The organism is Escherichia sp. WS338 (assembly GCF_046486405.1).
Taxonomy (GTDB): Bacteria; Pseudomonadota; Gammaproteobacteria; order Enterobacterales; family Enterobacteriaceae; genus Escherichia; species Escherichia coli.
This window is the reverse complement of sequence record NZ_JBJQLL010000004.1, coordinates 86,462-109,849: the sequence shown is the minus strand read 5'-3', so window position 1 is coordinate 109,849 and position 23,388 is coordinate 86,462. Positions and strand designations below refer to the sequence as shown.

At 51.5% G+C, this 23,388-nt stretch carries 23 protein-coding genes, 4 tRNA genes and 1 other RNA gene; 15 read left to right on the top strand and 13 right to left on the bottom strand.

Annotated features, from left to right (window positions below):
* The first annotated feature begins 56 nt into the window (after positions 1-56).
* From cysP to cysM, 5 genes are all read left to right on the top strand, one after another.
* Positions 57-1,073, top strand: a complete 1,017-nt coding sequence (gene cysP, locus ACJHWT_RS04700) for a thiosulfate/sulfate ABC transporter substrate-binding protein CysP (RefSeq protein ID WP_000290223.1) — start codon at positions 57-59, stop codon at positions 1,071-1,073.
* On the top strand, positions 1,073-1,906 hold the full coding sequence (gene cysT, locus ACJHWT_RS04695) for a sulfate/thiosulfate ABC transporter permease CysT (protein WP_000458406.1): 834 nt from the start codon (positions 1,073-1,075) through the stop codon (positions 1,904-1,906). The genes cysP and cysT overlap by 1 nt, the downstream gene beginning before the upstream one ends.
* Positions 1,906-2,781, top strand: coding sequence for a sulfate/thiosulfate ABC transporter permease CysW (gene cysW / locus ACJHWT_RS04690; RefSeq protein ID WP_000852686.1), 876 nt, complete (start codon positions 1,906-1,908; stop codon positions 2,779-2,781). The genes cysT and cysW overlap by 1 nt, the downstream gene beginning before the upstream one ends.
* Positions 2,771-3,868 carry a sulfate/thiosulfate ABC transporter ATP-binding protein CysA gene (gene cysA, locus ACJHWT_RS04685; RefSeq protein ID WP_000021031.1) on the top strand — a complete coding sequence of 366 codons (1,098 nt, stop codon included), beginning with the start codon at positions 2,771-2,773 and terminating at the stop codon, positions 3,866-3,868. The genes cysW and cysA overlap by 11 nt, the downstream gene beginning before the upstream one ends.
* A gap of 133 nt (positions 3,869-4,001) precedes the next feature.
* Entirely contained in the window at positions 4,002-4,913 is a 912-nt protein-coding gene (cysM, locus tag ACJHWT_RS04680) for a cysteine synthase B (protein ID WP_001317976.1), read from the top strand.
* Between the two features lie 2 nt (positions 4,914-4,915).
* Here the strand turns inward: cysM and ACJHWT_RS04675 are convergent, their stop codons facing one another.
* Positions 4,916-5,284, bottom strand: coding sequence for a YfeK family protein (locus ACJHWT_RS04675; protein WP_000719926.1), 369 nt, complete (start codon positions 5,282-5,284; stop codon positions 4,916-4,918).
* Between the two features lie 104 nt (positions 5,285-5,388).
* Between ACJHWT_RS04675 and pdxK the strand changes: the two genes are divergently transcribed.
* Positions 5,389-6,240, top strand: coding sequence for a pyridoxine/pyridoxal/pyridoxamine kinase (gene pdxK, locus ACJHWT_RS04670; RefSeq protein WP_000096679.1), 852 nt, complete (start codon positions 5,389-5,391; stop codon positions 6,238-6,240).
* Between the two features lie 41 nt (positions 6,241-6,281).
* Here the strand turns inward: pdxK and crr are convergent, their stop codons facing one another.
* From crr to cysZ, 5 genes are all read right to left on the bottom strand, one after another.
* Positions 6,282-6,791: a PTS glucose transporter subunit IIA gene (gene crr, locus ACJHWT_RS04665; protein WP_000522247.1), complete on the bottom strand. Its 510-nt coding sequence runs from the start codon at positions 6,789-6,791 to the stop codon at positions 6,282-6,284.
* A 40-nt stretch (positions 6,792-6,831) separates the two neighbouring features.
* Positions 6,832-8,559: a phosphoenolpyruvate-protein phosphotransferase PtsI gene (gene ptsI, locus ACJHWT_RS04660; protein WP_000623136.1), complete on the bottom strand. Its 1,728-nt coding sequence runs from the start codon at positions 8,557-8,559 to the stop codon at positions 6,832-6,834.
* Between the two features lie 44 nt (positions 8,560-8,603).
* Positions 8,604-8,861, bottom strand: a complete 258-nt coding sequence (gene ptsH / locus ACJHWT_RS04655; protein WP_000487600.1) for a phosphocarrier protein Hpr — start codon at positions 8,859-8,861, stop codon at positions 8,604-8,606.
* A 383-nt stretch (positions 8,862-9,244) separates the two neighbouring features.
* Complete coding sequence (gene cysK, locus ACJHWT_RS04650; RefSeq protein WP_000034402.1) at positions 9,245-10,216, bottom strand: cysteine synthase A; 972 nt, start codon at positions 10,214-10,216, stop codon at positions 9,245-9,247.
* A 184-nt stretch (positions 10,217-10,400) separates the two neighbouring features.
* Positions 10,401-11,162 carry a sulfate transporter CysZ gene (cysZ, locus tag ACJHWT_RS04645; protein WP_000254833.1) on the bottom strand — a complete coding sequence of 254 codons (762 nt, stop codon included), beginning with the start codon at positions 11,160-11,162 and terminating at the stop codon, positions 10,401-10,403.
* Positions 11,163-11,391: 229 nt separating this feature from the next.
* On the opposite strand from cysZ, the gene zipA reads away from it, so the two are divergent.
* The 3 genes from zipA to ACJHWT_RS04630 all read left to right on the top strand — a co-directional run bounded on the left by zipA (position 11,392) and on the right by ACJHWT_RS04630 (position 14,696).
* Positions 11,392-12,390, top strand: coding sequence for a cell division protein ZipA (gene zipA, locus ACJHWT_RS04640; protein ID WP_001317975.1), 999 nt, complete (start codon positions 11,392-11,394; stop codon positions 12,388-12,390).
* A gap of 70 nt (positions 12,391-12,460) precedes the next feature.
* On the top strand, positions 12,461-14,476 hold the full coding sequence (ligA, locus tag ACJHWT_RS04635; protein ID WP_000443686.1) for an NAD-dependent DNA ligase LigA: 2,016 nt from the start codon (positions 12,461-12,463) through the stop codon (positions 14,474-14,476).
* A 1-nt stretch (position 14,477) separates the two neighbouring features.
* On the top strand, positions 14,478-14,696 hold the full coding sequence (locus ACJHWT_RS04630) for a DUF3820 family protein (RefSeq protein WP_000410201.1): 219 nt from the start codon (positions 14,478-14,480) through the stop codon (positions 14,694-14,696).
* On the opposite strand, the gene ACJHWT_RS04625 is transcribed toward ACJHWT_RS04630, so the two are convergent.
* A complete protein-coding gene (locus tag ACJHWT_RS04625) occupies positions 14,693-15,691 on the bottom strand; it encodes a bile acid:sodium symporter family protein (protein ID WP_000765604.1) in 999 nt (332 codons plus the stop codon). The genes ACJHWT_RS04630 and ACJHWT_RS04625 overlap by 4 nt on opposite strands.
* 89 nt (positions 15,692-15,780) lie before the next feature.
* On the opposite strand from ACJHWT_RS04625, the gene ACJHWT_RS04620 reads away from it, so the two are divergent.
* Entirely contained in the window at positions 15,781-16,707 is a 927-nt protein-coding gene (locus ACJHWT_RS04620; protein WP_001109810.1) for a LysR family transcriptional regulator, read from the top strand.
* 37 nt (positions 16,708-16,744) lie between these two features.
* On the opposite strand, the gene ACJHWT_RS04615 is transcribed toward ACJHWT_RS04620, so the two are convergent.
* Entirely contained in the window at positions 16,745-17,509 is a 765-nt protein-coding gene (locus ACJHWT_RS04615; protein WP_000716367.1) for an outer membrane protein OmpK, read from the bottom strand.
* 248 nt (positions 17,510-17,757) lie between these two features.
* Here ACJHWT_RS04615 and xapA point away from each other — a divergent pair, with 248 nt between their 5' ends.
* The 4 genes from xapA to xapR are packed head-to-tail and all read left to right on the top strand — an operon-like array spanning position 17,758 to position 21,044.
* Entirely contained in the window at positions 17,758-18,591 is an 834-nt protein-coding gene (gene xapA / locus ACJHWT_RS04610) for a xanthosine phosphorylase (protein ID WP_000283878.1), read from the top strand.
* 60 nt (positions 18,592-18,651) lie between these two features.
* The gene (xapB, locus tag ACJHWT_RS04605; RefSeq protein WP_000020390.1) at positions 18,652-19,908 is read left to right on the top strand and encodes a xanthosine/proton symporter XapB; all 1,257 of its coding nucleotides are present in this window, start codon (positions 18,652-18,654) and stop codon (positions 19,906-19,908) included.
* Positions 19,909-19,960: 52 nt separating this feature from the next.
* Positions 19,961-20,119, top strand: a complete 159-nt coding sequence (locus ACJHWT_RS04600) for a DUF1427 family protein (protein WP_000651752.1) — start codon at positions 19,961-19,963, stop codon at positions 20,117-20,119.
* A gap of 40 nt (positions 20,120-20,159) precedes the next feature.
* The gene (gene xapR / locus ACJHWT_RS04595) at positions 20,160-21,044 is read left to right on the top strand and encodes a DNA-binding transcriptional regulator XapR (protein ID WP_001317973.1); all 885 of its coding nucleotides are present in this window, start codon (positions 20,160-20,162) and stop codon (positions 21,042-21,044) included.
* Positions 21,045-21,154: 110 nt separating this feature from the next.
* Here the strand turns inward: xapR and ACJHWT_RS04590 are convergent.
* The 5 genes from ACJHWT_RS04590 to ACJHWT_RS04570 all read right to left on the bottom strand — a co-directional run bounded on the left by ACJHWT_RS04590 (position 21,155) and on the right by ACJHWT_RS04570 (position 21,708).
* Positions 21,155-21,280: non-coding RNA, RtT sRNA (locus ACJHWT_RS04590), on the bottom strand.
* Between the two features lie 30 nt (positions 21,281-21,310).
* Positions 21,311-21,386 (bottom strand) — tRNA-Lys (locus ACJHWT_RS04585).
* A gap of 4 nt (positions 21,387-21,390) precedes the next feature.
* A tRNA-Val gene (locus ACJHWT_RS04580) sits at positions 21,391-21,466 on the bottom strand.
* 46 nt (positions 21,467-21,512) lie between these two features.
* Positions 21,513-21,588 (bottom strand) — tRNA-Val (locus tag ACJHWT_RS04575).
* A 44-nt stretch (positions 21,589-21,632) separates the two neighbouring features.
* Positions 21,633-21,708, bottom strand: a tRNA-Val gene (locus tag ACJHWT_RS04570).
* A gap of 258 nt (positions 21,709-21,966) precedes the next feature.
* Here ACJHWT_RS04570 and gltX point away from each other — a divergent pair.
* Positions 21,967-23,382 (top strand): glutamate--tRNA ligase, encoded by a 1,416-nt coding sequence (gene gltX, locus ACJHWT_RS04565; protein ID WP_000695662.1) that lies wholly within the window; start codon positions 21,967-21,969, stop codon positions 23,380-23,382.
* The last annotated feature ends 6 nt before the right edge of the window (positions 23,383-23,388 follow it).

Below are 23,388 nucleotides of genomic sequence, written 5' to 3'. Positions count from 1 at the left end.
CGTCCGTTATAAATATGATGGCTATTAGAAAGTCATTAAATTTATAAGGGTGCGCAATGGCCGTTAACTTACTGAAAAAGAACTCACTCGCGCTGGTCGCTTCTCTGCTGCTGGCGGGCCATGTACAGGCAACGGAACTGCTGAACAGTTCTTATGACGTCTCCCGCGAGCTGTTTGCCGCCCTGAATCCGCCGTTTGAGCAACAATGGGCAAAAGATAACGGCGGCGACAAACTGACGATAAAACAATCTCATGCAGGGTCATCAAAACAGGCGCTGGCGATTTTGCAGGGCTTAAAAGCAGACGTTGTCACTTATAACCAGGTGACCGACGTACAAATCCTGCACGATAAAGGCAAGCTGATCCCGGCCGACTGGCAGTCGCGCCTGCCGAATAATAGCTCGCCGTTCTACTCCACCATGGGCTTCCTGGTGCGTAAGGGCAACCCGAAGAATATCCACGACTGGAACGACCTCGTGCGCTCCGACGTGAAGCTGATTTTCCCGAACCCAAAAACCTCCGGTAACGCGCGTTATACCTATCTGGCGGCATGGGGCGCAGCGGATAAAGCTGACGGTGGCGACAAAGCCAAAACCGAACAGTTTATGACCCAGTTCCTGAAAAACGTTGAAGTGTTCGATACTGGCGGTCGTGGCGCGACCACCACTTTTGCCGAGCGCGGCCTGGGCGATGTGCTGATCAGCTTCGAGTCGGAAGTGAACAACATCCGCAAACAGTATGAAGCGCAGGGCTTTGAAGTGGTGATTCCGAAAACCAACATTCTGGCGGAATTCCCGGTGGCGTGGGTCGATAAAAACGTGCAGGCCAACGGTACGGAAAAAGCAGCAAAAGCCTACCTGAACTGGCTCTACAGCCCGCAGGCGCAGACCATCATCACCGACTATTACTACCGCGTAAATAACCCGGAAGTCATGGACAAACTGAAAGACAAATTCCCGCAGACCGAACTGTTCCGCGTGGAAGACAAATTTGGCTCCTGGCCGGAAGTGATGAAAACCCACTTCACCAGCGGCGGCGAGTTAGACAAGCTGTTAGCGGCGGGGCGTAATTAATGTTTGCAGTTTCATCAAGACGCGTGCTGCCGGGCTTTACCTTAAGCCTCGGCACCAGTCTGCTGTTTGTGTGCCTGATTTTGCTGCTGCCGCTCTCCGCGCTGGTGATGCAGCTGGCTCAGATGAGCTGGGCGCAGTACTGGGAGGTGATCACCAACCCGCAGGTGGTCGCGGCCTACAAAGTGACGCTGCTGTCAGCGTTTGTGGCATCAATTTTTAACGGCGTTTTCGGTTTGCTGATGGCGTGGATCTTAACCCGCTATCGCTTTCCGGGCCGCACGCTGCTTGATGCGCTGATGGATTTACCCTTTGCGCTGCCAACGGCAGTCGCCGGTTTGACGCTGGCCTCGCTCTTTTCCGTGAACGGTTTTTACGGTGAATGGCTGGCGAAGTTTGATATCAAAGTTACCTATACCTGGCTGGGGATTGCGGTGGCGATGGCTTTTACCAGTATTCCGTTTGTGGTGCGTACCGTGCAGCCGGTGCTGGAAGAGTTAGGCCCGGAATATGAAGAAGCGGCAGAAACGCTCGGCGCAACGCGCTGGCAGAGTTTCTGCAAAGTGGTGCTGCCGGAGCTTTCTCCGGCGCTGGTGGCGGGCGTGGCGCTGTCGTTTACCCGCAGCCTCGGTGAGTTTGGCGCGGTAATTTTTATCGCCGGGAACATTGCCTGGAAGACGGAAGTGACGTCGCTGATGATTTTTGTTCGCTTACAGGAGTTTGATTACCCGGCGGCGAGCGCGATTGCTTCGGTGATCCTCGCGGCATCCCTGCTGCTGCTGTTCTCAATTAACACTCTGCAAAGTCGCTTTGGTCGGCGTGTGGTAGGTCATTAATGGCGGAAGTTACCCAATTGAAGCGTTATGACGCGCGCCCGATTAACTGGGGCAAATGGTTTCTGATTGGCATCGGGATGCTGGTTTCGGCGTTCATCCTGCTGGTGCCGATGATTTACATCTTCGTGCAGGCATTCAGCAAAGGGCTGATGCCAGTTTTACAGAATCTGGCCGATCCGGACATGCTGCACGCCATCTGGCTGACGGTGATGATTGCGCTGATTGCCGTGCCGGTGAACCTGGTGTTCGGCATTCTGCTGGCCTGGCTGGTGACGCGCTTTAACTTCCCCGGACGCCAGTTGCTGCTGACGCTGCTGGACATTCCGTTTGCCGTGTCGCCGGTGGTTGCCGGTCTGGTGTATCTGCTGTTTTACGGCTCTAACGGCCCGCTCGGTGGCTGGCTGGATGAACATAATCTGCAAATTATGTTCTCCTGGCCGGGAATGGTGCTGGTCACCATCTTCGTGACGTGTCCGTTTGTGGTGCGTGAGCTGGTGCCGGTGATGTTAAGCCAGGGCAGCCAGGAAGACGAAGCGGCGATTTTGCTTGGCGCGTCTGGCTGGCAGATGTTTCGCCGCGTCACGCTGCCGAACATCCGCTGGGCGCTGCTTTATGGCGTGGTGCTGACCAACGCCCGCGCGATTGGCGAGTTTGGTGCGGTGTCGGTGGTTTCCGGCTCGATTCGCGGCGAAACACTTTCGCTGCCGTTACAGATTGAATTGCTGGAGCAAGACTACAACACCGTCGGCTCCTTTACCGCTGCCGCGTTGTTGACGCTGATGGCCATTATCACCCTGTTTTTAAAGAGTATGTTGCAGTGGCGTCTGGAGAATCAGGAAAAACGCGCGCAGCAGGAGGAACATCATGAGCATTGAGATTGCCAATATTAAGAAGTCTTTTGGTCGCACCCAGGTGCTGAACGATATCTCGCTGGATATTCCTTCTGGTCAGATGGTCGCGTTGCTGGGGCCGTCCGGTTCCGGGAAAACCACGCTGCTGCGGATTATCGCCGGGCTGGAGCATCAAACCAGTGGGCATATTCGCTTCCATGGCACTGACGTCAGCCGTCTGCACGCGCGGGACCGTAAAGTCGGTTTCGTGTTCCAGCATTACGCGCTGTTCCGCCATATGACGGTGTTCGACAATATCGCTTTTGGCCTGACGGTACTGCCGCGTCGCGAGCGCCCGAATGCCGCAGCCATCAAAGCGAAAGTGACAAAATTGCTGGAGATGGTCCAGCTTGCGCATCTGGCGGATCGTTATCCGGCGCAGCTTTCCGGCGGGCAGAAACAGCGTGTGGCGCTGGCGCGTGCGCTTGCTGTAGAACCGCAAATTCTGCTGCTTGATGAACCGTTTGGCGCGCTGGATGCGCAGGTGCGTAAAGAGCTGCGTCGCTGGTTGCGTCAACTGCATGAAGAACTGAAATTTACCAGCGTATTCGTGACCCATGACCAGGAAGAAGCGACCGAAGTAGCCGATCGTGTAGTGGTGATGAGCCAGGGCAATATCGAGCAGGCTGATGCGCCGGATCAGGTATGGCGCGAACCAGCGACCCGCTTTGTGCTCGAATTTATGGGCGAAGTGAACCGCCTGCAGGGAACCATTCGCGGCGGGCAGTTCCATGTTGGCGCACATCGCTGGCCGCTGGGCTATACACCTGCGTATCAGGGGCCGGTGGATCTCTTCCTGCGCCCGTGGGAAGTGGATATCAGCCGCCGTACCAGCCTCGATTCGCCGCTGCCGGTACAGGTACTGGAAGCCAGCCCGAAAGGCCACTACACCCAATTAGTCGTGCAGCCGCTGGGGTGGTACAACGAAGCGCTGACGGTCGTGATGCACGGCGACGACGCCCCGCAACGTGGCGAGCGTTTATTCGTTGGTCTGCAACATGCGCGGCTGTATAACGGCGACGAGCGTATTGAAACCCGCGATGAGGAACTTGCTCTCGCACAAAGCGCCTGATACGTTGAGTGAATGTTAAACGCCCGGAGGCGCTTCCCGCGATCCGGGCTTTTTAATGGCAAGGTTTGTAACCTGTAGGCCTGATAAGACGCGCAAGCGTCGCATCAGGCAACACCACGTATGGATAGAGATCGTGAGTACATTAGAACAAACAATTGGCAATACGCCTCTGGTGAAGTTGCAGCGAATGGGGCCGAATAACGGCAGTGAAGTCTGGTTGAAACTGGAAGGCAATAACCCGGCAGGTTCGGTGAAAGATCGTGCGGCGCTTTCGATGATCGTCGAGGCGGAAAAGCGCGGGGAAATTAAACCGGGTGATGTCTTAATCGAAGCCACCAGTGGTAACACCGGCATTGCGCTGGCAATGATTGCCGCGCTTAAAGGCTATCGCATGAAATTGCTGATGCCCGACAACATGAGCCAGGAACGCCGTGCGGCGATGCTGGCATACGGTGCGGAACTGATTCTTGTCACCAAAGAGCAGGGCATGGAAGGTGCGCGCGATCTGGCGCTGGAGATGGCGAATCGTGGTGAAGGAAAGCTGCTCGATCAGTTCAATAATCCCGATAACCCTTACGCCCATTACACCACCACCGGGCCGGAAATCTGGCAGCAAACCGGCGGGCGCATTACCCATTTTGTCTCCAGCATGGGAACAACCGGCACCATCACCGGCGTGTCACGCTTTATGCGCGAACAATCCAAACCGGTGACCATTGTCGGCCTGCAACCGGAAGAGGGCAGTAGCATTCCCGGCATTCGCCGCTGGCCTGCGGAATATCTGCCGGGGATTTTCAACGCTTCGCTGGTGGATGAGGTGCTGGATATTCATCAGAGCGATGCGGAAAACACCATGCGTGAACTGGCGGTGCGGGAAGGAATATTCTGTGGCGTTAGCTCCGGCGGCGCGGTTGCCGGAGCACTGCGCGTGGCAAAAGCTAACCCCGGCGCGGTGGTTGTGGCGATCATCTGCGATCGCGGCGATCGCTACCTCTCCACCGGCGTGTTTGGGGAAGAACACTTTAGCCAGGGGGCGGGGATTTAAGATTATTGCGCAGGCACTGTTTTATCCGTCTGCGCAATTAGCGCATGTAAAAAAGGTTGTGCGTTCTCATCGCTTTTACCGGGCATCTTCACGATATACGGCTTCCCGGTAATCGATGACGACGAGGCCACCTTATCAATAAACTGCTCGGCAGTGTCAATGCGGTTACGGGTATTGCCGAGCTTCAGACGCAGGTGGGAAACCGCTTCATCGCAGGTATGTTCATCACCGTTGCGCACAAATATCAAATCCTTTTTCTGTGCTAATCCCTCCAGCATGGCGTTGATGCGGGCTTCTTCATGAACAGTTAACTTCGCGTAAGCGGGGAGTGTCATTAGCAGCGTAATGGCCAGACAAATGATTTTCTTCACTGAATTACCTTATCCTTGTTTTGTAATAGCCGATTTGACTGCCAGAATCAGGTAAAGTTTCGGTTGGAATACGATGAGGATCATCGGCAAGGAGAAAAAATTAAATGAGTAGTTTGTTGTTGTTTAACGATAAGAGCAGGGCATTGCAGGCGGATATCGTCGCCGTGCAGTCGCAGGTAGTGTACGGCAGCGTAGGCAACAGCATTGCCGTGCCTGCTATCAAACAGAACGGCCTGAATGTCTTTGCCGTGCCGACGGTATTGCTGAGCAATACACCGCATTATGACACTTTCTACGGTGGTGCGATTCCGGACGAATGGTTTAGCGGCTATTTGCGTGCGCTTCAGGAGCGTGATGCGTTGCGCCAACTTCGTGCTGTAACCACGGGCTATATGGGAACGGCATCGCAAATCAAAATCCTTGCCGAGTGGCTGACTGCGCTACGCAAAGATCATCCTAACCTATTGATCATGGTCGATCCAGTGATTGGCGATATTGATAGCGGAATTTATGTCAAACCTGACCTTCCCGAGGCGTATCGACAATATTTACTGCCGCTGGCGCAGGGAATTACCCCCAATATTTTTGAGCTGGAAATCCTGACCGGTAAAAATTGCCGCGATCTCGACAGTGCTATTGCTGCCGCAAAAAGTCTGCTTTCAGACACATTAAAATGGGTGGTGATTACCAGCGCCTCCGGTAATGAAGAAAATCAGGAGATGCAGGTGGTGGTGGTCAGTGCCGACAGCGTGAATGTCATTTCCCATTCACGGGTTAAAACTGACCTGAAAGGGACTGGCGACCTGTTTTGTGCTCAGCTTATCAGTGGCTTGTTGAAAGGTAAGGAATTAACTGACGCGGTACATAGCGCGGGATTACGCGTACTGGAAGTGATGCGCTACACCCAGCAGCATGAGAGCGATGAATTGATTTTGCCGCCGCTGGCGGAAGCATAAAAAATGGCGCCGATGGGCGCCATTTTTCACTGCGGCAAGAATTACTTCTTGATGCGGATAACCGGGGTTTCACCCACGGTTACGCTACCGGACAGTTTGATCAGTTCTTTGATTTCGTCCATGTTGGAGATAACAACCGGAGTCAGGGTAGACTTGGCTTTCTCTTCCAGCAGCGGCAGATCAAATTCAATGACAGTATCGCCAACTTTCACGCGCTGACCTTCTTCAGCAATACGCTTGAAGCCTTCGCCTTTCAGTTCAACGGTGTCGATACCGAAGTGGACGAACAGTTCAACGCCGCTATCAGATTCGATAGAGAACGCGTGGTTGGTTTCAAAGATTTTACCAATGGTGCCGTCTACAGGCGCGACCATTTTGTTTCCAGTTGGTTTGATAGCAATGCCATCACCAACGATTTTTTCCGCAAAAACGACATCCGGCACGTCTTCGATATTGACGATCTCGCCAGAGAGCGGAGCAATGATCTCAATAGTTCCGGTATCCTTCTTGTCGTCGGAAACCAGAGATTTCAGTTTATCGAACAAACCCATGATCTTCTCCTAAGCAGTAAATTGGGCCGCATCTCGTGGATTAGCAGATTGTTTTTTCTTCAATGAACTTGTTAACCAGCGTCATTAACTCGTCCGTTGTCGGTTGAGCAAGAGCCTGCTCTGCTAACACCTTCGCATCTTCGAAGTTCGTGTTACGGATAATCTTCTTAATGCGCGGGATAGAAATGGCGCTCATAGAGAATTCGTCCAGACCCATCCCCAGCAACAGAAGTGTAGCACGTTCATCGCCAGCAAGCTCACCACACATGCCAGTCCATTTGCCTTCAGCATGAGAAGCATCAATAACTTGCTTGATCAAGTTCAGCACGGACGGTGACATTGGCTGGTAAAGGTGTGAAATCATATCATTACCACGGTCAACTGCCAGAGTGTACTGCGTTAAATCATTGGTGCCGATACTAAAGAAATCAACTTCTTTGGCTAAATGACGTGCAATTGTTGCGGCAGCCGGTGTTTCCACCATTACGCCGATTTCAATTGACTCGTCAAACGCTTTACCTTCGTCGCGCAGTTCCTGTTTGTAGATTTCGATCTCTTTGCGCAGTGCACGCACTTCTTCAACAGAGATGATCATCGGGAACATAATGCGCAATTTACCGAAAGCCGAGGCACGCAGGATAGCGCGGAGCTGATCGCGCAGGATCTCTTTACGATCCATCGCGATACGGATAGCGCGCCAGCCGAGGAACGGGTTCTCTTCTTTCGGGAAGTTCATGTATGGCAGCTCTTTGTCGCCGCCGATGTCCATGGTACGAACGATAACCGCCTGCGAGCCACACGCTTCAGCCACTGCTTTGTAAGCAGCAAACTGTTCTTCTTCAGTGGGCAGCGCGTCGCGGTCCATGAACAGAAACTCAGTACGATACAGACCAACGCCTTCAGCGCCGTTACGCTCTGCACCTTCAACGTCACGAACCGTACCAATGTTAGCGCACACTTCTACCTGGTGACCGTCCAGCGTAATAGCTGGCAGATCTTTCAGTTTAGCAAGCTCTGCTTTTTCAGAAGCCACTTGCTCCTGAACAGCGCGCATTTTATCAATAACTTCGTTGGTTGGATTGACGTAAACCTGATTATTTACGGCATCCAGAATCAGATAGTCGTCATTTTTCACCTGAGAGGTGACGCTACCGGTACCCACGATAGCAGGCAGTTCCAGAGAACGCGCCATGATAGAGGTGTGGGAAGTACGGCCACCCGCGTCGGTGATGAAACCCAGCACCTTCTTCAGGTTCAGCTGTGCGGTTTCGGACGGCGTCAGGTCAGCGGCAACCAGAATGACTTCATCCTGAATGGCGCTCAGGTCGATAATCTTCAGGCCCAGGATGTTGCGCAGAAGGCGCTTACCGATATCACGTACGTCAGCCGCACGTTCTTTCAGGTATTCATCATCCAGCTCTTCCAGGGCAGAAGCCTGACCTTCGATAACTTCATGAGCAGCTGCGTCAGCTGTCATGTGCTTATCTTTAATCAGGGCTATGATTTCCTGCTCCAGCTCCTCATCTTCGAGCAGCATAATATGCCCTTCAAAGATGGCTTCTTTTTCTTCACCGAACGTTTCACCAGCTTTCGTTTTGATCGTTTCCAGCTGGGCTGATGCCTTGGCACGACCGCTCAGAAAACGTTCAACTTCCTGATCAACCTGGTCGGCAGAAATTTTTTTCCGGTCAATGACAATTTCGTCTTCTTTCAGAAGCAGAGCTTTACCGAAAGCGATACCCGGGGATGCTAAAATGCCTGAAATCATAACCCTACCTTACTTGTGACTGATTTTTAAAAGAACCCGGGAAATTACTCGAGTTCCGCCATCAGTTTAACCAGATGTTCAACCGCTTTCTGCTCGTCTTCGCCTTCTGCGGAGATAGTCACAACGGTACCTTGAGTCAGGCCCAGAGTCTGCAGTTTAAACAGGCTTTTCGCGCTGGCGCTTTTGCCGTTGGAAGTCACAGTAATTTCAGAAGTGAAGCCCTTAGCTTCTTTTACAAACTGGGCAGCAGGGCGGGTGTGCAGACCGTTCGGAGCGGTAATGGTAACTTCTTGCTGGAACATTGTATTTCCCCAACTTATAGGTTTAGTGTTGTGGAACTAAAGTCTAGCCTGGCGGTTCGACTTTAGCCTGTATTGTTAGCGCCAGTTTTTAACAGACGCGACGCACGAAGAGCGCAATACAGTCCATTGCTGGCGGGTGTTGACCGCTGACGTTTCGTACGTCATTAAACATTATGCCGCTAAAGGAAGAATTGAACCAAATCATAAAATCGATTCAGCTTTGGCTTTTCCTGTAACGATTAATTTCGCGCATCAAAATAATTAGTCTGGTTAAATACCAGTTCCGACAGGCTGAATCAATGCCAGGAGGGGCGAAAGTTTGAAGCAGGCCACAAAAAAGCACCTGAAAAGGTGCTTTTTTACGCATTTTTAACAAGCTGGCATTACTGTTGCAATTCTTTCTCAGTGAAGAGATCGGCAAACAATGCGGTGCTTAAATAACGCTCACCCGATGATGGTAGAATAACCACAATATTCTTGTTGGTAAAGCTTTCATCTTCTTGTAGTTTCAACGCCGCGGCAACAGCTGCTCCAGAAGAGATACCTGCAAGAATACCTTCTTCTTCCATCAGACGACGGGCGGTAGAAATGGCTTCTTCATTGGTGATGCCAATGACTTTATCGACCAGCTTGAGATCGAGGTTAGCCGGGATAAAACCTGCGCCAATACCCTGAATTTTATGCGGGCCAGGTTTAATCTCTTCACCAGCCAGTGCCTGGGCGATAACTGGAGAATCGGTTGGCTCAACGGCGACAGAGATAAGATCGGTCTTGCCTTTGGTGCCTTTAATGTAGCGGCTGACGCCGGTCAGCGTACCGCCAGTGCCAACGCCAGCAATAAATACATCAACCTGACCGTCGGTATCTTCCCAGATCTCCGGACCGGTGGTTTTTTCGTGGATTTCAGGGTTTGCCGGATTGCTGAATTGTTGCAGCAGCAGGTATTTCTCTGGATTGCTGGCGACAATTTCTTCTGCTTTTTGGATTGCGCCTTTCATGCCTTTAGCACCTTCGGTCAGCACCAGGTTTGCACCTAACGCTTTCAGCAGCTTGCGGCGTTCAATACTCATGGTTTCTGGCATGGTCAGGGTAAGTTTGTAACCGCGAGCGGCAGCGACATAGGCCAGTGCAATCCCGGTATTACCGCTGGTTGGTTCAACCAGTTCAACGCCTGGTTTCAGCACGCCGCGCTTTTCGGCATCCCAAATCATGTTAGCACCGATACGGCACTTAACGCTGAAGCTGGGGTTACGAGATTCCACCTTCGCCAGAATGCGTCCGTTACCGATGCGATTCAGGCGAACCAGCGGCGTGTGACCGATAGTCAGCGAGTTATCTTCAAAAATCTTACTCATGGCCTGTCCTTAACTGTATGAAATTGGGATACAACAGGTAGCATACCCGCTCAGAGAATATGCGGAAGTAAGGATTTAGCATATCTATATGCAGAAGGGAAATAATGACATGCAAGATGGAATAAGGGGCGGCATAAGCCACCCCTGTTTCACACAAGCGGTTTACAAAATAACCGGTAGATTGTTACCGCCACATCGCGTGTTTATCGCGATAGCAATCGACCCACATCGCCGTCGCACCACAAACGGCAACGGGCATGATGAACAGATTAAGCAGAGGGATCATCGTAAACAGGCTGGTTAAAGCACCAAACTGCATATTGGTGATTTTGCGTGTGCGCAGGGCGGTGCGCATCTCTTTAAACGGCACTTTGTGGTTATCGAAGGGGTAATCGCAATACTGGATGGCTAACATCCAGGCGCTAAACAGGAACCAAAGTACCGGCGCGACGGTTTGCCCAATACCAGGGATGAAGTAAAGAATTAGCAATACAATTGCGCGCGGCAGATACCAGGCAAATTTTTGCCATTCGCGTTTCATGATTCGCGGCATATCTTTCATGATACCGAAAATCCCGGTATCTGGCGGTGTAGCGCCAGTCAATCGTGCTTCCAGTTGTTCAGCCAATAAACCATTGAACGGAGCGGCAATCCAGTTAGCAATCGTTGAGAAGAAATAGCCAAACACTAACAGCACAGAGATGACAGCCAGAGGCCACAACAGATAGCTCAGCCATTGTAACCAGTCCGGAACATAACTCATGAGAGTCGGGATCCAGACATCGAGTTGCGTAAAGAGCCACCAGAATGCGCCCCCCATCAACAAAATATTGACCAGCAGCGGTAAAATAACGAAACGCCGAATCCCAGGTTGCGAGACGAGCTTCCAGCCTTGCGCAAAATAGTAAAAACCGCTGCGTGGGGCAGATGTGAATGATGAAACCATAATCAGGATGAGCTCCTTTTGACCAATCCCAGGAAAATTCTGCGTATTTTACCGGGTAATTGCGCAATGGACAGTTAGGATATGTTCGAAAAAACAGCAAAAAGCACGATTTCATCTATCTTTGTGCTGTGAAAGTTAATAGTGCACTTGCACTTGAGGTAATCGGCAAATACTCTTAGTGAGTAAATGTTTGCCGTGGTGGCAAGGTGTTAGAACAACAGAGAATATAATGATGCAGGATTTGCGTCTGATATTAATCATTGTTGGCGCGATCGCCATAATCGCTTTACTGGTACATGGTTTCTGGACCAGCCGTAAAGAACGATCTTCTATGTTCCGCGATCGGCCATTAAAACGAATGAAGTCAAAACGTGACGACGATTCTTATGACGAGGATGTCGAAGATGATGAGGGCGTTGGTGAGGTTCGTGTTCACCGCGTGAATCATGCCCCGGCTAACGCCCAGGAGCATGAGGCTGCTCGTCCGTCGCCGCAACACCAGTACCAACCGCCTTATGCGTCTGCGCAGCCGCGTCAACCGGTCCAGCAGCCGCCTGAAGCGCAGGTACCGCCGCAACATGCTCCGCGTCCAGCGCAGCCGGTGCAGCAACCCGTGCAGCAGCCTGCCTATCAGCCGCAGCCTGAACAGCCGTTGCAGCAGCCAGTTTCGCCACAAGTCGCGTCAGCGCCGCAGCCAGTGCATTCAGCACCGCAACCGGCACAACAGGCTTTCCAGCCTGCAGAACCCGTAGCGGCACCACAGCCTGAGCCTGTAGCGGAACCGGCTCCAGTTATGGATAAACCGAAGCGCAAAGAAGCGGTGATTATCATGAACGTCGCGGCGCATCACGGTAGCGAGCTAAACGGTGAACTGCTTCTTAACAGCATTCAACAAGCGGGCTTCATTTTTGGCGATATGAATATTTACCATCGTCATCTTAGCCCGGATGGCAGCGGCCCGGCGTTATTCAGCCTGGCGAATATGGTGAAACCGGGAACCTTTGATCCTGAAATGAAGGATTTCACTACTCCGGGTGTCACTATCTTTATGCAGGTACCGTCTTACGGTGACGAGCTGCAGAACTTCAAGCTGATGCTGCAATCTGCGCAGCATATTGCCGATGAAGTGGGCGGTGTAGTGCTTGACGATCAGCGCCGTATGATGACTCCGCAGAAATTGCGCGAGTACCAGGACATCATCCGCGAAGTCAAAGACGCCAACGCCTGATACACTTAAGGCAAATTAACTCCTCTTCGAACCCCCGCTTGTCGGGGGTTTTTAGCATTGATGGTGCGATATGGAATCAATCGAACAACAACTGACAGAACTGCGAACGACGCTTCGCCATCATGAATATCTTTATCATGTGATGGATGCGCCGGAAATTCCCGACGCTGAATACGACAGGCTGATGCGCGAACTGCGCGAGCTGGAAACCAAACATCCAGAACTGATTACGCCTGATTCGCCTACCCAACGTGTAGGTGCTGCGCCGCTGGCGGCTTTCAGCCAGATACGCCATGAAGTACCAATGTTGTCGCTGGATAACGTTTTTGATGAAGAAAGCTTTCTTGCTTTCAACAAACGTGTGCAGGACCGTCTGAAAAGCAACGAGAAAGTCACCTGGTGCTGTGAGCTGAAGCTGGATGGTCTTGCCGTCAGTATTCTGTATGAAAATGGCGTTTTAGTCAGTGCCGCGACGCGTGGCGATGGCACTACCGGGGAAGATATTACGTCTAATGTGCGTACTATTCGCGCCATTCCGCTGAAGCTACACGGAGAGAATATCCCGGCGCGTCTGGAAGTGCGTGGTGAAGTGTTCCTGCCGCAGGCGGGCTTCGAAAAGATTAACGAAGATGCGCGACGCACGGGCGGGAAAGTGTTTGCTAACCCACGTAATGCGGCTGCTGGTTCACTGCGTCAGCTTGATCCGCGTATTACAGCGAAGCGACCGCTCACTTTCTTCTGCTATGGCGTCGGTGTTCTGGAAGGTGGCGAGCTGCCGGATACTCATCTTGGCCGTTTACTGCAATTTAAAAAGTGGGGTTTGCCGGTCAGCGATCGGGTAACGCTTTGTGAATCGGCGGAAGAAGTGCTGGCGTTCTACCACAAAGTAGAAGAAGACCGCCCGACGCTGGGCTTTGATATCGACGGCGTGGTGATTAAGGTCAACTCACTGGCACAGCAGGAGCAGCTTGGCTTTGTCGCGCGTGCCCCGCGCTGGGCGGTAGCGTTTAAATTCCCGGCGCAGGAACAGATGACCTTTGTGCGTGACGTCGAGTTTCAGGTTGGGCGTACTGGCGCGATTACGCCTGTTGCGCGTCTGGAACCTGTCCATGTTGCTGGCGTGCTGGTGAGTAACGCCACACTGCATAATGCTGACGAAATCGAACGTCTTGGTTTACGCATTGGCGATAAAGTGGTGATTCGCCGTGCAGGCGACGTGATCCCGCAGGTGGTGAACGTCGTGCTTTCTGAACGCCCGGAAGATACCCGTGAGGTTGTATTCCCGACGCATTGTCCGGTATGTGGTTCTGACGTTGAGCGTGTGGAAGGTGAAGCGGTTGCCCGCTGTACCGGTGGCCTGATTTGCGGTGCGCAGCGTAAAGAGTCGCTGAAACACTTTGTTTCCCGCCGTGCGATGGATGTTGACGGAATGGGCGACAAAATCATCGATCAGCTGGTTGAAAAAGAATATGTCCACACTCCGGCGGATCTGTTCAAACTCACCGCAGGCAAACTTACCGGACTGGAGCGTATGGGGCCAAAATCGGCACAAAACGTGGTTAACGCGCTGGAAAAAGCGAAAGAAACCACCTTTGCTCGCTTCCTCTATGCACTTGGCATCCGTGAAGTCGGCGAGGCCACCGCAGCAGGTCTGGCGGCATATTTCGGCACGCTGGAAGCGCTGGAAGCCGCTTCGATTGAAGAGCTGCAAAAGGTGCCTGATGTTGGCATTGTCGTTGCCTCCCACGTTCACAACTTCTTTGCCGAAGAAAGCAACCGCAATGTCATCAGCGAGCTGTTGGCGGAAGGCGTTCACTGGCCTGCGCCGGTGGTGATTAACGCGGAAGAGATTGACAGCCCGTTTGCTGGTAAAACCGTGGTGCTTACGGGCAGCTTAAGCCAGATGTCGCGTGATGACGCTAAAGCTCGACTGGTCGAACTGGGCGCGAAAGTCGCGGGCAGCGTGTCGAAGAAAACCGATCTGGTGATAGCGGGTGAAGCTGCAGGATCTAAACTGGCGAAGGCGCAGGAACTGGGTATTGAAGTCATCGACGAAACGGAAATGCTGCGTTTGCTGGGTAGCTGAGATGGAAAAAGAGCAGCTGATTGAAATAGCCAATACGATAATGCCGTTTGGCAAGTACAAAGGGCGTCGCTTAATCGACCTGCCGGAGGAGTATCTGCTGTGGTTTGCCCGCAAAGATGAGTTCCCGGCAGGGAAGCTCGGTGAGCTAATGCAAATCACGCTGCTGATTAAAACCGAGGGGCTGACGCAACTGGTCCAGCCCCTGAAGCGTCCGCTTTAAGCTTTATCGGCGCTGCTTTCCTGCTGCGCCTGTAACTGTTCGGTCTGGCGTTTGTATCGACGCGCCAGCACCGCACAGACCATCAATTGGATCTGATGGAAAATCATCAGGGGCAGCACCATCATACCGATCACCGATGTGGGGAACAGAATGTTTGCCATCGGGATGCCATTTGCCAGACTCTTTTTCGAACCACAAAAGACGATAGTAATTTCATCTGCCTTATTGAAGCCCAGTCGGCGTGCCATAAAGACGTTAACTACAATCACGATAGCCAGAAGAACGCAGCTGACCACCACGATAAACAGCAATGATCCCCAGCCAACTTTGTGCCAGATACCGTTAACGACGGCTTCGCTGAATGCCGTATAAACCACCAACAGAATGGACGTCTGGTCAGTTTTCGCAATCCATTTTTTATTACGCGACACCCAGTCACCAATCCACGGCCGGGAAAGATGCCCCAACACAAATGGCAGCAACAGTTGCAGCATAATTTTACCGACCTGCTCAAGGCTGCCCCCTGCACCGTGAACATTCATCACCAGACCAACCAGCAATGGTGAAAGGAAAATCCCCAGCAGGCTGGATGCTGACGCAGAACAAACCGCCGCCGCAACGTTACCGCCCGCCATTGACGTGAAGGCGATTGCAGACTGCACGGTCGCGGGGAGAATGCACAAGTAGAGAAAACCGGAGTAGAGCATCGGGTCGACATTTACCGGTTTCCACCAGGCAAACAGCACGCCCAGAATCGGAAACAGCACGAAGGTGCTGCACATTACCCACAAATGCAGTCGCCAGTGGCCACCGCCAGCAATAATCGCCTCACGCGACAACTTCGCGCCGTGCATAAAAAACAGCAGAGCAATCGCTGCAGTGGTCAGATTTTCAAAGAAGGGGACGAAATCGCCTCTGGCCGGAAAGAAAGAGGCCAGCAACACCACTGTGATCAGGGTTAAGGTGAAAGGATCGAGGATACGAAAAAGTTTCATAAAGACTCCAGATGATCGATGGTTCTATTGTGCTTCTTCCAGTTTGAGAAATAAAATTGATTTATTGCATCCATTCATGAAAAAAACAGATGAATTATTCTTTAAAGCAATTAAAGGTTTTCGTCACAGTAGCGCAGGAGAAAAGTTTTAGTCGTGCAGGAGAGCGTATCGGCCTGAGCCAGTCGGCAGTGAGTCACAGTGTGAAGGAGCTGGAAAATCATACTGGTGTTCGCCTGCTGGACAGAACCACGCGTGAAGTGGTGCTTACAGATGCAGGGCAGCAGTTGGCTTTGCGTCTTGAGCGACTGCTGGATGAACTTAACAGCACGTTGCGCGATACCGGGCGTATGGGGCAACAACTGAGCGGAAAAGTTCGGGTCGCTGCCAGCCAGACCATTTCCGCGCATCTTATTCCGCAATGCATTGCTGAAAGCCATCGCCGCTATCCCGATATTCAGTTTGTCCTGCACGATCGTCCGCAGCAGTGGGTGATGGAAAGTATTCGCCAGGGAGATGTCGATTTTGGCATCGTCATCGATCCAGGCCCAGTGAGCGATCTGCAATGTGAAGCGATTCTTTCCGAGCCTTTCTTCTTGCTTTGCCATCGCGATAGCGCTTTAGCCGCGGAAGATTATGTACCCTGGCAGGCATTACAGGGAGCGAAATTGGTGTTGCAGGATTACGCGTCAGGCAGCCGACCGCTGATTGACGCAGCTCTGGCGCGCAACGGTATTCAGGCGAATATTGTGCAGGAGATTGGTCATCCGGCGACGCTGTTCCCGATGGTAGCCGCAGGCATCGGCATTAGTATTCTTCCCGCACTGGCGCTGCCGTTACCTGAAGGTAGCCCGCTGGTGGTAAAGCGCATTACGCCGGTGGTGGAACGCCAGTTGATGCTGGTGCGCAGGAAGAACCGTTCACTTTCCACCGCCGCACAAGCGTTATGGGAAGTGGTACGAGGCCAGGGCCGTGCGCTAATGGCTGGGCGGGAAGGGGATCCGCTGTATCAGATATAGAGCTATTCATACTGCCGGGAGCCCCGGCAGTAATCAATCAGAAATTAAATTTGATGGAGTAGATTATTGCATCCTGGTAAAAATCTTCGCCCAGTTTGTCATCCGCATAACGATACTGAATTCCTGTGGTGATGTGTGAAGTTGCATTCCACCAAAGTGCGACGGCACCGTTCAGACCTTCTTTGCCGCCATTACCTGCCGCGTAGGTGGCATCACGATCAAACTCGTACTCGTTCCAGTTGGTGAGGGTGAATTTCTCACTGCCCAGCATAAAGCTGTAACCTGCAACCCAACCGGCGACATAACCGTTATCGCCGGTATAATAGGTTTGGTCTGTATAGCGTTTTGCAAAGAACGGTTTGAACCACCAACCGCTGCCGGTGAAATTGTAGCCGATCCCGTAAAGGAACATATCGTCATGGAAATTCACGCGATTCGCAGAACCGTAGGTGCCATACGCATGCAAGTAGAGATTAAATCCGGTGTCACCCAGGTAAATACGGTTGGTATTTTTAAAGGTATAACGCTGCTCGCTACCCGGTTTATCATGACGATCATTATAAAAGTTTTCCCAGTCGAAGAACCCGTACATTTCTCCCCAACTAAAGTTAGCGCCGCCTTCCAGTTCCAGATATCCAAAATCATCTTTGTGTGATTTGGTCGACGATTTCTCAGTGGTTCTGCTAGTCCAGTCAAGATAATGAATACCTATATCAGCAAAACCGCCTTTAAATTCTGCATGGGATACTGCTGGTATCGCCAATACAGAAGAGAGTGTCAGAGTAAAAAGATGTTTTTTCATAGCATAATTCCCTATGCCGATCGTTATTAGTTGATTGCTTAATAAAAAGGTTGATTAAAAGCGGCATATTGTTAATGCAAGGGAAAGGAGAGTGCCAATACAGTTTTTTCAGCCTATTAATAGTGAAAAAATATAAATATATCGATATCGAATAACTATCGGATACATGAAAAAAGTGTATTGGTATGAGGTAGGGCAATCTCGTTATAAAAAGGCGTTAGATTCCACCCTACAAAAAAAGGATATATATGTATCAGGCTCAGTTTTCTCATAACCCACTGTATTGCGTAGATATTATCAAGACTTATAAACCTGATTTCACGCCACGAGTGGCCTTTATTTTAGGTTCCGGGCTGGGCGCGCTGGCCGATCAGATTGAGAACGCGGTCGCAATTTCCTACGAAAAGCTGCCTGGGTTCCCGGTAAGTACCGTACACGGTCATGCGGGTGAGCTGGTGCTGGGTTATCTCCAGGGGGTGCCAGTGGCGTGCATGAAAGGTCGCGGACATTTCTACGAAGGTCGTGGGATGACCATCATGACGGATGCAATCCGTACCTTTAAGTTGCTGGGCTGCGAGTTGCTGTTCTGCACCAATGCGGCTGGCTCACTGCGTCCTGAAGTGGGGGCCGGCAGTCTGGTCGCATTGAAAGATCACATCAACACCATGCCGGGAACGCCTATGGTGGGTCTTAATGATGAACGTTTTGGTGAGCGCTTCTTCTCGCTGGCGAATGCCTACGATGCGGAATACCGCGCACTGTTACAAAAAGTGGCGAAAGAAGAGGGGTTCCCTCTGACGGAGGGCGTGTTCGTCTCGTATCCGGGGCCGAATTTCGAGACTGCGGCGGAAATTCGCATGATGCAAATTATTGGTGGGGATGTTGTTGGTATGTCTGTGGTGCCTGAGGTTATTTCAGCTCGCCATTGCGAACTTAAAGTCGTTGCGGTCTCTGCGATTACCAACATGGCGGAAGGTCTGAGTGACGTGAAGCTTTCTCATGCCCAAACGCTGGCAGCAGCGGAACTCTCAAAGCAAAACTTTATTAATCTTATTTGCGGCTTTCTGCGCAAAATTGCCTGAGTAAAACAACAATAAACGGCCTTACTGAGTGAGGCCATATGATGCGACAAGGAAACGATTATGAGCATCGCTTTGCGCTTAAAGGTAATGTCCTTTTTGCAATATTTTATCTGGGGGAGCTGGCTGGTTACCCTCGGTTCTTACATGATTAATACCCTTCATTTCACCGGCGCTAATGTTGGCATGGTTTACAGTTCCAAAGGGATCGCCGCGATTATTATGCCTGGTATAATGGGGATCATCGCAGACAAATGGCTGCGTGCAGAACGTGCATACATGCTGTGTCACCTGGTGTGTGCGGGCGTACTTTTTTATGCGGCATCCGTAACTGATCCGGATATGATGTTTTGGGTGATGTTAGTCAATGCGATGGCGTTTATGCCGACTATTGCGTTATCGAACAGCGTCTCTTATTCCTGTCTTGCCCAGGCAGGGCTTGACCCGGTGACCGCTTTCCCGCCCATTCGCGTTTTTGGTACGGTGGGGTTCATTGTCGCCATGTGGGCAGTAAGCCTGCTGCATCTGGAATTGAGTAGTCTGCAGCTGTATATCGCGTCCGGTGCGTCATTGCTGCTGTCGGCTTATGCGCTGACTTTGCCGAAGATTCCGGTTGCGGAGAAAAAAGCGACTACATCGCTTGCCAGCAAGCTGGGTCTGGATGCCTTCGTGCTGTTTAAAAATCCACGCATGGCTATCTTTTTCCTCTTCGCCATGATGCTGGGCGCGGTGCTGCAAATTACCAACGTTTTTGGCAACCCGTTCCTGCATGATTTCGCCCGTAATCCTGAGTTTGCTGATAGCTTCGTGGTGAAATATCCGTCCATTTTACTGTCAGTTTCACAGATGGCTGAAGTCGGTTTCATTCTGACGATACCGTTCTTTTTGAAGCGTTTCGGTATTAAAACCGTCATGCTGATGAGTATGGTGGCGTGGACGCTGCGCTTTGGCTTCTTTGCCTATGGCGACCCATCACCAACCGGGTTTATTTTGCTGCTGCTGTCGATGATTGTTTATGGCTGTGCATTCGATTTCTTCAATATTTCTGGTTCGGTATTTGTCGAACAGGAAGTTGATTCCAGCATTCGTGCCAGCGCCCAGGGCCTTTTTATGACCATGGTAAATGGTGTCGGCGCATGGGTTGGCTCGATTCTGAGCGGTATGGCAGTGGATTACTTCTCGGTGGATGGCGTAAAAGATTGGCATACCATTTGGCTGATGTTTGCAGGGTATGCTCTTTTCCTCGCAGTGATATTTTTCTTTGGGTTTAAATATAACCATGACCCTGAAAAGATAACGCATCGTTCAGTTACACATTAAAAGGATTCGCAGCTCTGTTCCTTGGGGCTGCTTTTATGATAAAGGTTAATTAGTGAAAGATATTTTATTTTCTTCTGGCGTTGGTTTTGGCATTGGTGCTTTGTTTACAATCGTGCGCTTGCCTATTCCTGTACCAAATGTATTACCGGGTATATTATCCATTGTGTTTATGTATGTCGGATATCTGGTGGTGAAATACTTTATGCCATGATAATTTAATACGATGTATTTATTATATGGAGCACTTAATTATGGAACGCGTATACAGAACAGATCTTAAGTTGCTCCGTTATTTTCTTGCCGTAGCGGAAGAGTTGCATTTTGGTCGCGCAGCAGCGCGTTTAAATATGTCTCAGCCTCCGCTCAGCATTCATATTAAAGAGCTGGAAAATCAACTCGGCACGCAGCTTTTTATTCGCCATTCGCGCAGCGTCGTACTGACACACGCGGGCAAAATCTTGATGGAAGAATCGCGTCGATTGCTGGTGAATGCAAATAATGTATTGGCTCGGGTTGAACAAATAGGTCGGGGAGAAGCAGGGCGGATTGAACTCGGGGTTGTGGGAACGGCAATGTGGGGACGGATGCGCCCGGTTATGCGGCGATTCCTTAGAGAAAATCCTAACGTTGAAGTTCTGTTTCGCGAAAAGATGCCCGCGATGCAAATGGCCCTGCTGGAACGCCGCGAACTTGATGCCGGGATCTGGCGAATGGCGACAGAACCACCGGCAGGTTTTACCAGCTTACGGTTGCATGAATCGGCGTTTCTGGTGGCGATGCCTGAAGAGCATCATCTCTCATCATTTTCCACCGTCCCGCTGGAAGCGCTACGTGACGAGTATTTCGTTACAATGCCGCCCGTGTACACTGACTGGGATTTTTTGCAGCGGGTTTGCCAGCAGGTGGGATTTTCACCGGTTGTTATTCGCGAAGTTAATGAACCGCAAACGGTACTCGCCATGGTCAGTATGGGTATTGGTATCACATTGATAGCGGACAGCTACGCGCAGATGAACTGGCCCGGTGTCATATTCCGTCCGCTCAAAGAACGCATCCCGGCAGACTTATATATTGTTTATGAAACGCAGCAGGTGACGCCCGCGCTGGTTAAACTGCTGGCGGCGTTGGCGCAGTAGATGAGAGGCACGGGAACTGCCGGACATAGTTGGTCTGACAAGCGAAGCGCATCAGGCAATTTCGCAAATTGCAGATAGCAAAAAAGCGCCTTTAGGGCGCTTTTTTACATTGGTGGGTCGTGCAGGATGACTCGCTTCGCTCGCCCTTCGGGCCGTCGCCGCGAGCGGCTCCGTTGTTTCGCTGCGCTCAACTCGAACCTGCTGCAGGTTCGAATCTTTGAGTATCGCAGATAGCAAAAAAGCGCCTTTAGGGCGCTTTTTTACATTGGTGGGTCGTGCAGGATTCGAACCTGCGACCAATTGATTAAAAGTCAACTGCTCTACCAACTGAGCTAACGACCCGAAGTGGTGGGTGATGACGGGATCGAACCGCCGACCCCCTCCTTGTAAGGGAGGTGCTCTCCCAGCTGAGCTAATCACCCACTTCGGTACTTCACATTTTTACAAGAAATTTAGCTGGCGAGAAAGTGGTGGGTGATGACGGGATCGAACCGCCGACCCCCTCCTTGTAAGGGAGGTGCTCTCCCAGCTGAGCTAATCACCCACTTCTCAATTTCTTGCTACACGGCGGAGACTACATAAAGTAGTTGGTGGGTGATGACGGGATCGAACCGCCGACCCCCTCCTTGTAAGGGAGGTGCTCTCCCAGCTGAGCTAATCACCCCCGCTGTGTGGAGTCGCATTATAGGGAGAGTTCAAAATGAGTCAACGCATTTTCTAAAGAAATTGTTCGTTCGTCGTAAATTTAAGCAAGATGATCGCAAAACAGACCGTGTTGCGCAATTTGTCAACGAAAACAATAATGCGTAAGGTTGCAACCCGAACTACATTGAGGAATCAGGCGGGAGTGATAGAATATCGCCCACTCAATTTTTCCAGGATTTGCCGGTTGTCGGCATCTTTCTAAACGTAAGGCCATTTCATGAAAATCAAAACTCGCTTCGCGCCAAGCCCAACAGGCTATCTGCACGTTGGCGGCGCGCGTACTGCTCTTTACTCCTGGCTTTTTGCACGTAACCACGGCGGTGAGTTCGTGCTGCGTATTGAAGACACCGATCTTGAGCGTTCCACGCCGGAAGCTATCGAAGCCATTATGGATGGCATGAACTGGCTGAGCCTGGAGTGGGATGAAGGTCCGTACTACCAGACCAAACGTTTTGATCGCTACAACGCGGTGATCGATCAGATGCTGGAAGAGGGCACTGCTTATAAATGCTATTGCTCTAAAGAGCGCCTGGAAGCGCTGCGCGAAGAGCAAATGGCGAAAGGTGAGAAGCCGCGTTATGACGGTCGCTGCCGCCACAGCCATGAGCATCATGCTGATGATGAACCGTGCGTTGTACGTTTTGCTAACCCGCAGGAAGGTTCTGTTGTTTTTGACGATCAGATCCGTGGCCCGATTGAGTTCAGCAACCAGGAGCTGGATGATCTGATTATCCGTCGTACCGATGGTTCTCCAACCTATAACTTCTGTGTGGTGGTTGACGACTGGGATATGGAAATCACCCACGTTATCCGTGGCGAAGACCATATCAACAACACGCCGCGCCAGATCAACATTCTTAAAGCACTGAAAGCGCCGGTACCGGTTTACGCGCACGTTTCTATGATCAACGGCGATGACGGCAAAAAACTGTCCAAACGTCACGGGGCGGTCAGCGTAATGCAGTATCGTGATGACGGTTATTTGCCAGAAGCATTGCTGAACTATCTGGTGCGTCTGGGCTGGTCCCACGGCGATCAGGAAATCTTCACTCGTGAAGAGATGATCAAATACTTCACTCTGAATGCCGTCAGCAAATCTGCCAGTGCGTTCAACACCGACAAGCTGCTGTGGCTGAACCATCACTACATTAACGCGCTGCCGCCGGAGTATGTTGCTACTCACTTACAATGGCACATTGAGCAGGAAAATATCGATACCCGTAACGGCCCGCAGCTGGCTGATCTGGTGAAACTGCTGGGCGAACGCTGCAAGACGCTGAAAGAGATGGCACAGAGCTGCCGTTATTTCTACGAAGATTTTGCTGAGTTCGATGCCGACGCCGCGAAAAAACATCTGCGTCCGGTAGCGCGTCAGCCGCTGGAAGTGGTTCGTGACAAACTGACTGCGATTACTGACTGGACCGCTGAAAACGTTCATCACGCTATTCAGGCGACGGCGGATGAGCTGGAAGTGGGTATGGGTAAAGTTGGTATGCCGCTGCGTGTCGCCGTAACCGGTGCGGGGCAGTCTCCGGCGCTGGATGTTACCGTTCACGCAATCGGTAAGACCCGCAGTATCGAGCGTATCAACAAAGCGCTGGCTTTTATTGCTGAACGCGAAAATCAGCAATAATTAGCG

Coding starts and splice junctions, on each gene's coding strand:
- cysP (WP_000290223.1), top strand. CDS start 57: ATGGCCGTTAACTTACTGAAAAAGAACTCACTCGCGCTGGTCGCTTCT.
- cysT (WP_000458406.1), top strand. CDS start 1,073: ATGTTTGCAGTTTCATCAAGACGCGTGCTGCCGGGCTTTACCTTAAGC.
- cysW (WP_000852686.1), top strand. CDS start 1,906: ATGGCGGAAGTTACCCAATTGAAGCGTTATGACGCGCGCCCGATTAAC.
- cysA (WP_000021031.1), top strand. CDS start 2,771: ATGAGCATTGAGATTGCCAATATTAAGAAGTCTTTTGGTCGCACCCAG.
- pdxK (WP_000096679.1), top strand. CDS start 5,389: ATGAGTAGTTTGTTGTTGTTTAACGATAAGAGCAGGGCATTGCAGGCG.
- crr (WP_000522247.1), bottom strand. CDS start 6,791: ATGGGTTTGTTCGATAAACTGAAATCTCTGGTTTCCGACGACAAGAAG.
- ptsI (WP_000623136.1), bottom strand. CDS start 8,559: ATGATTTCAGGCATTTTAGCATCCCCGGGTATCGCTTTCGGTAAAGCT.
- ptsH (WP_000487600.1), bottom strand. CDS start 8,861: ATGTTCCAGCAAGAAGTTACCATTACCGCTCCGAACGGTCTGCACACC.
- cysK (WP_000034402.1), bottom strand. CDS start 10,216: ATGAGTAAGATTTTTGAAGATAACTCGCTGACTATCGGTCACACGCCG.
- cysZ (WP_000254833.1), bottom strand. CDS start 11,162: ATGGTTTCATCATTCACATCTGCCCCACGCAGCGGTTTTTACTATTTT.
- zipA (WP_001317975.1), top strand. CDS start 11,392: ATGATGCAGGATTTGCGTCTGATATTAATCATTGTTGGCGCGATCGCC.
- ligA (WP_000443686.1), top strand. CDS start 12,461: ATGGAATCAATCGAACAACAACTGACAGAACTGCGAACGACGCTTCGC.
- ACJHWT_RS04630 (WP_000410201.1), top strand. CDS start 14,478: ATGGAAAAAGAGCAGCTGATTGAAATAGCCAATACGATAATGCCGTTT.
- ACJHWT_RS04625 (WP_000765604.1), bottom strand. CDS start 15,691: ATGAAACTTTTTCGTATCCTCGATCCTTTCACCTTAACCCTGATCACA.
- ACJHWT_RS04620 (WP_001109810.1), top strand. CDS start 15,781: ATGAATTATTCTTTAAAGCAATTAAAGGTTTTCGTCACAGTAGCGCAG.
- ACJHWT_RS04615 (WP_000716367.1), bottom strand. CDS start 17,509: ATGAAAAAACATCTTTTTACTCTGACACTCTCTTCTGTATTGGCGATA.
- xapA (WP_000283878.1), top strand. CDS start 17,758: ATGTATCAGGCTCAGTTTTCTCATAACCCACTGTATTGCGTAGATATT.
- xapB (WP_000020390.1), top strand. CDS start 18,652: ATGAGCATCGCTTTGCGCTTAAAGGTAATGTCCTTTTTGCAATATTTT.
- xapR (WP_001317973.1), top strand. CDS start 20,160: ATGGAACGCGTATACAGAACAGATCTTAAGTTGCTCCGTTATTTTCTT.
- gltX (WP_000695662.1), top strand. CDS start 21,967: ATGAAAATCAAAACTCGCTTCGCGCCAAGCCCAACAGGCTATCTGCAC.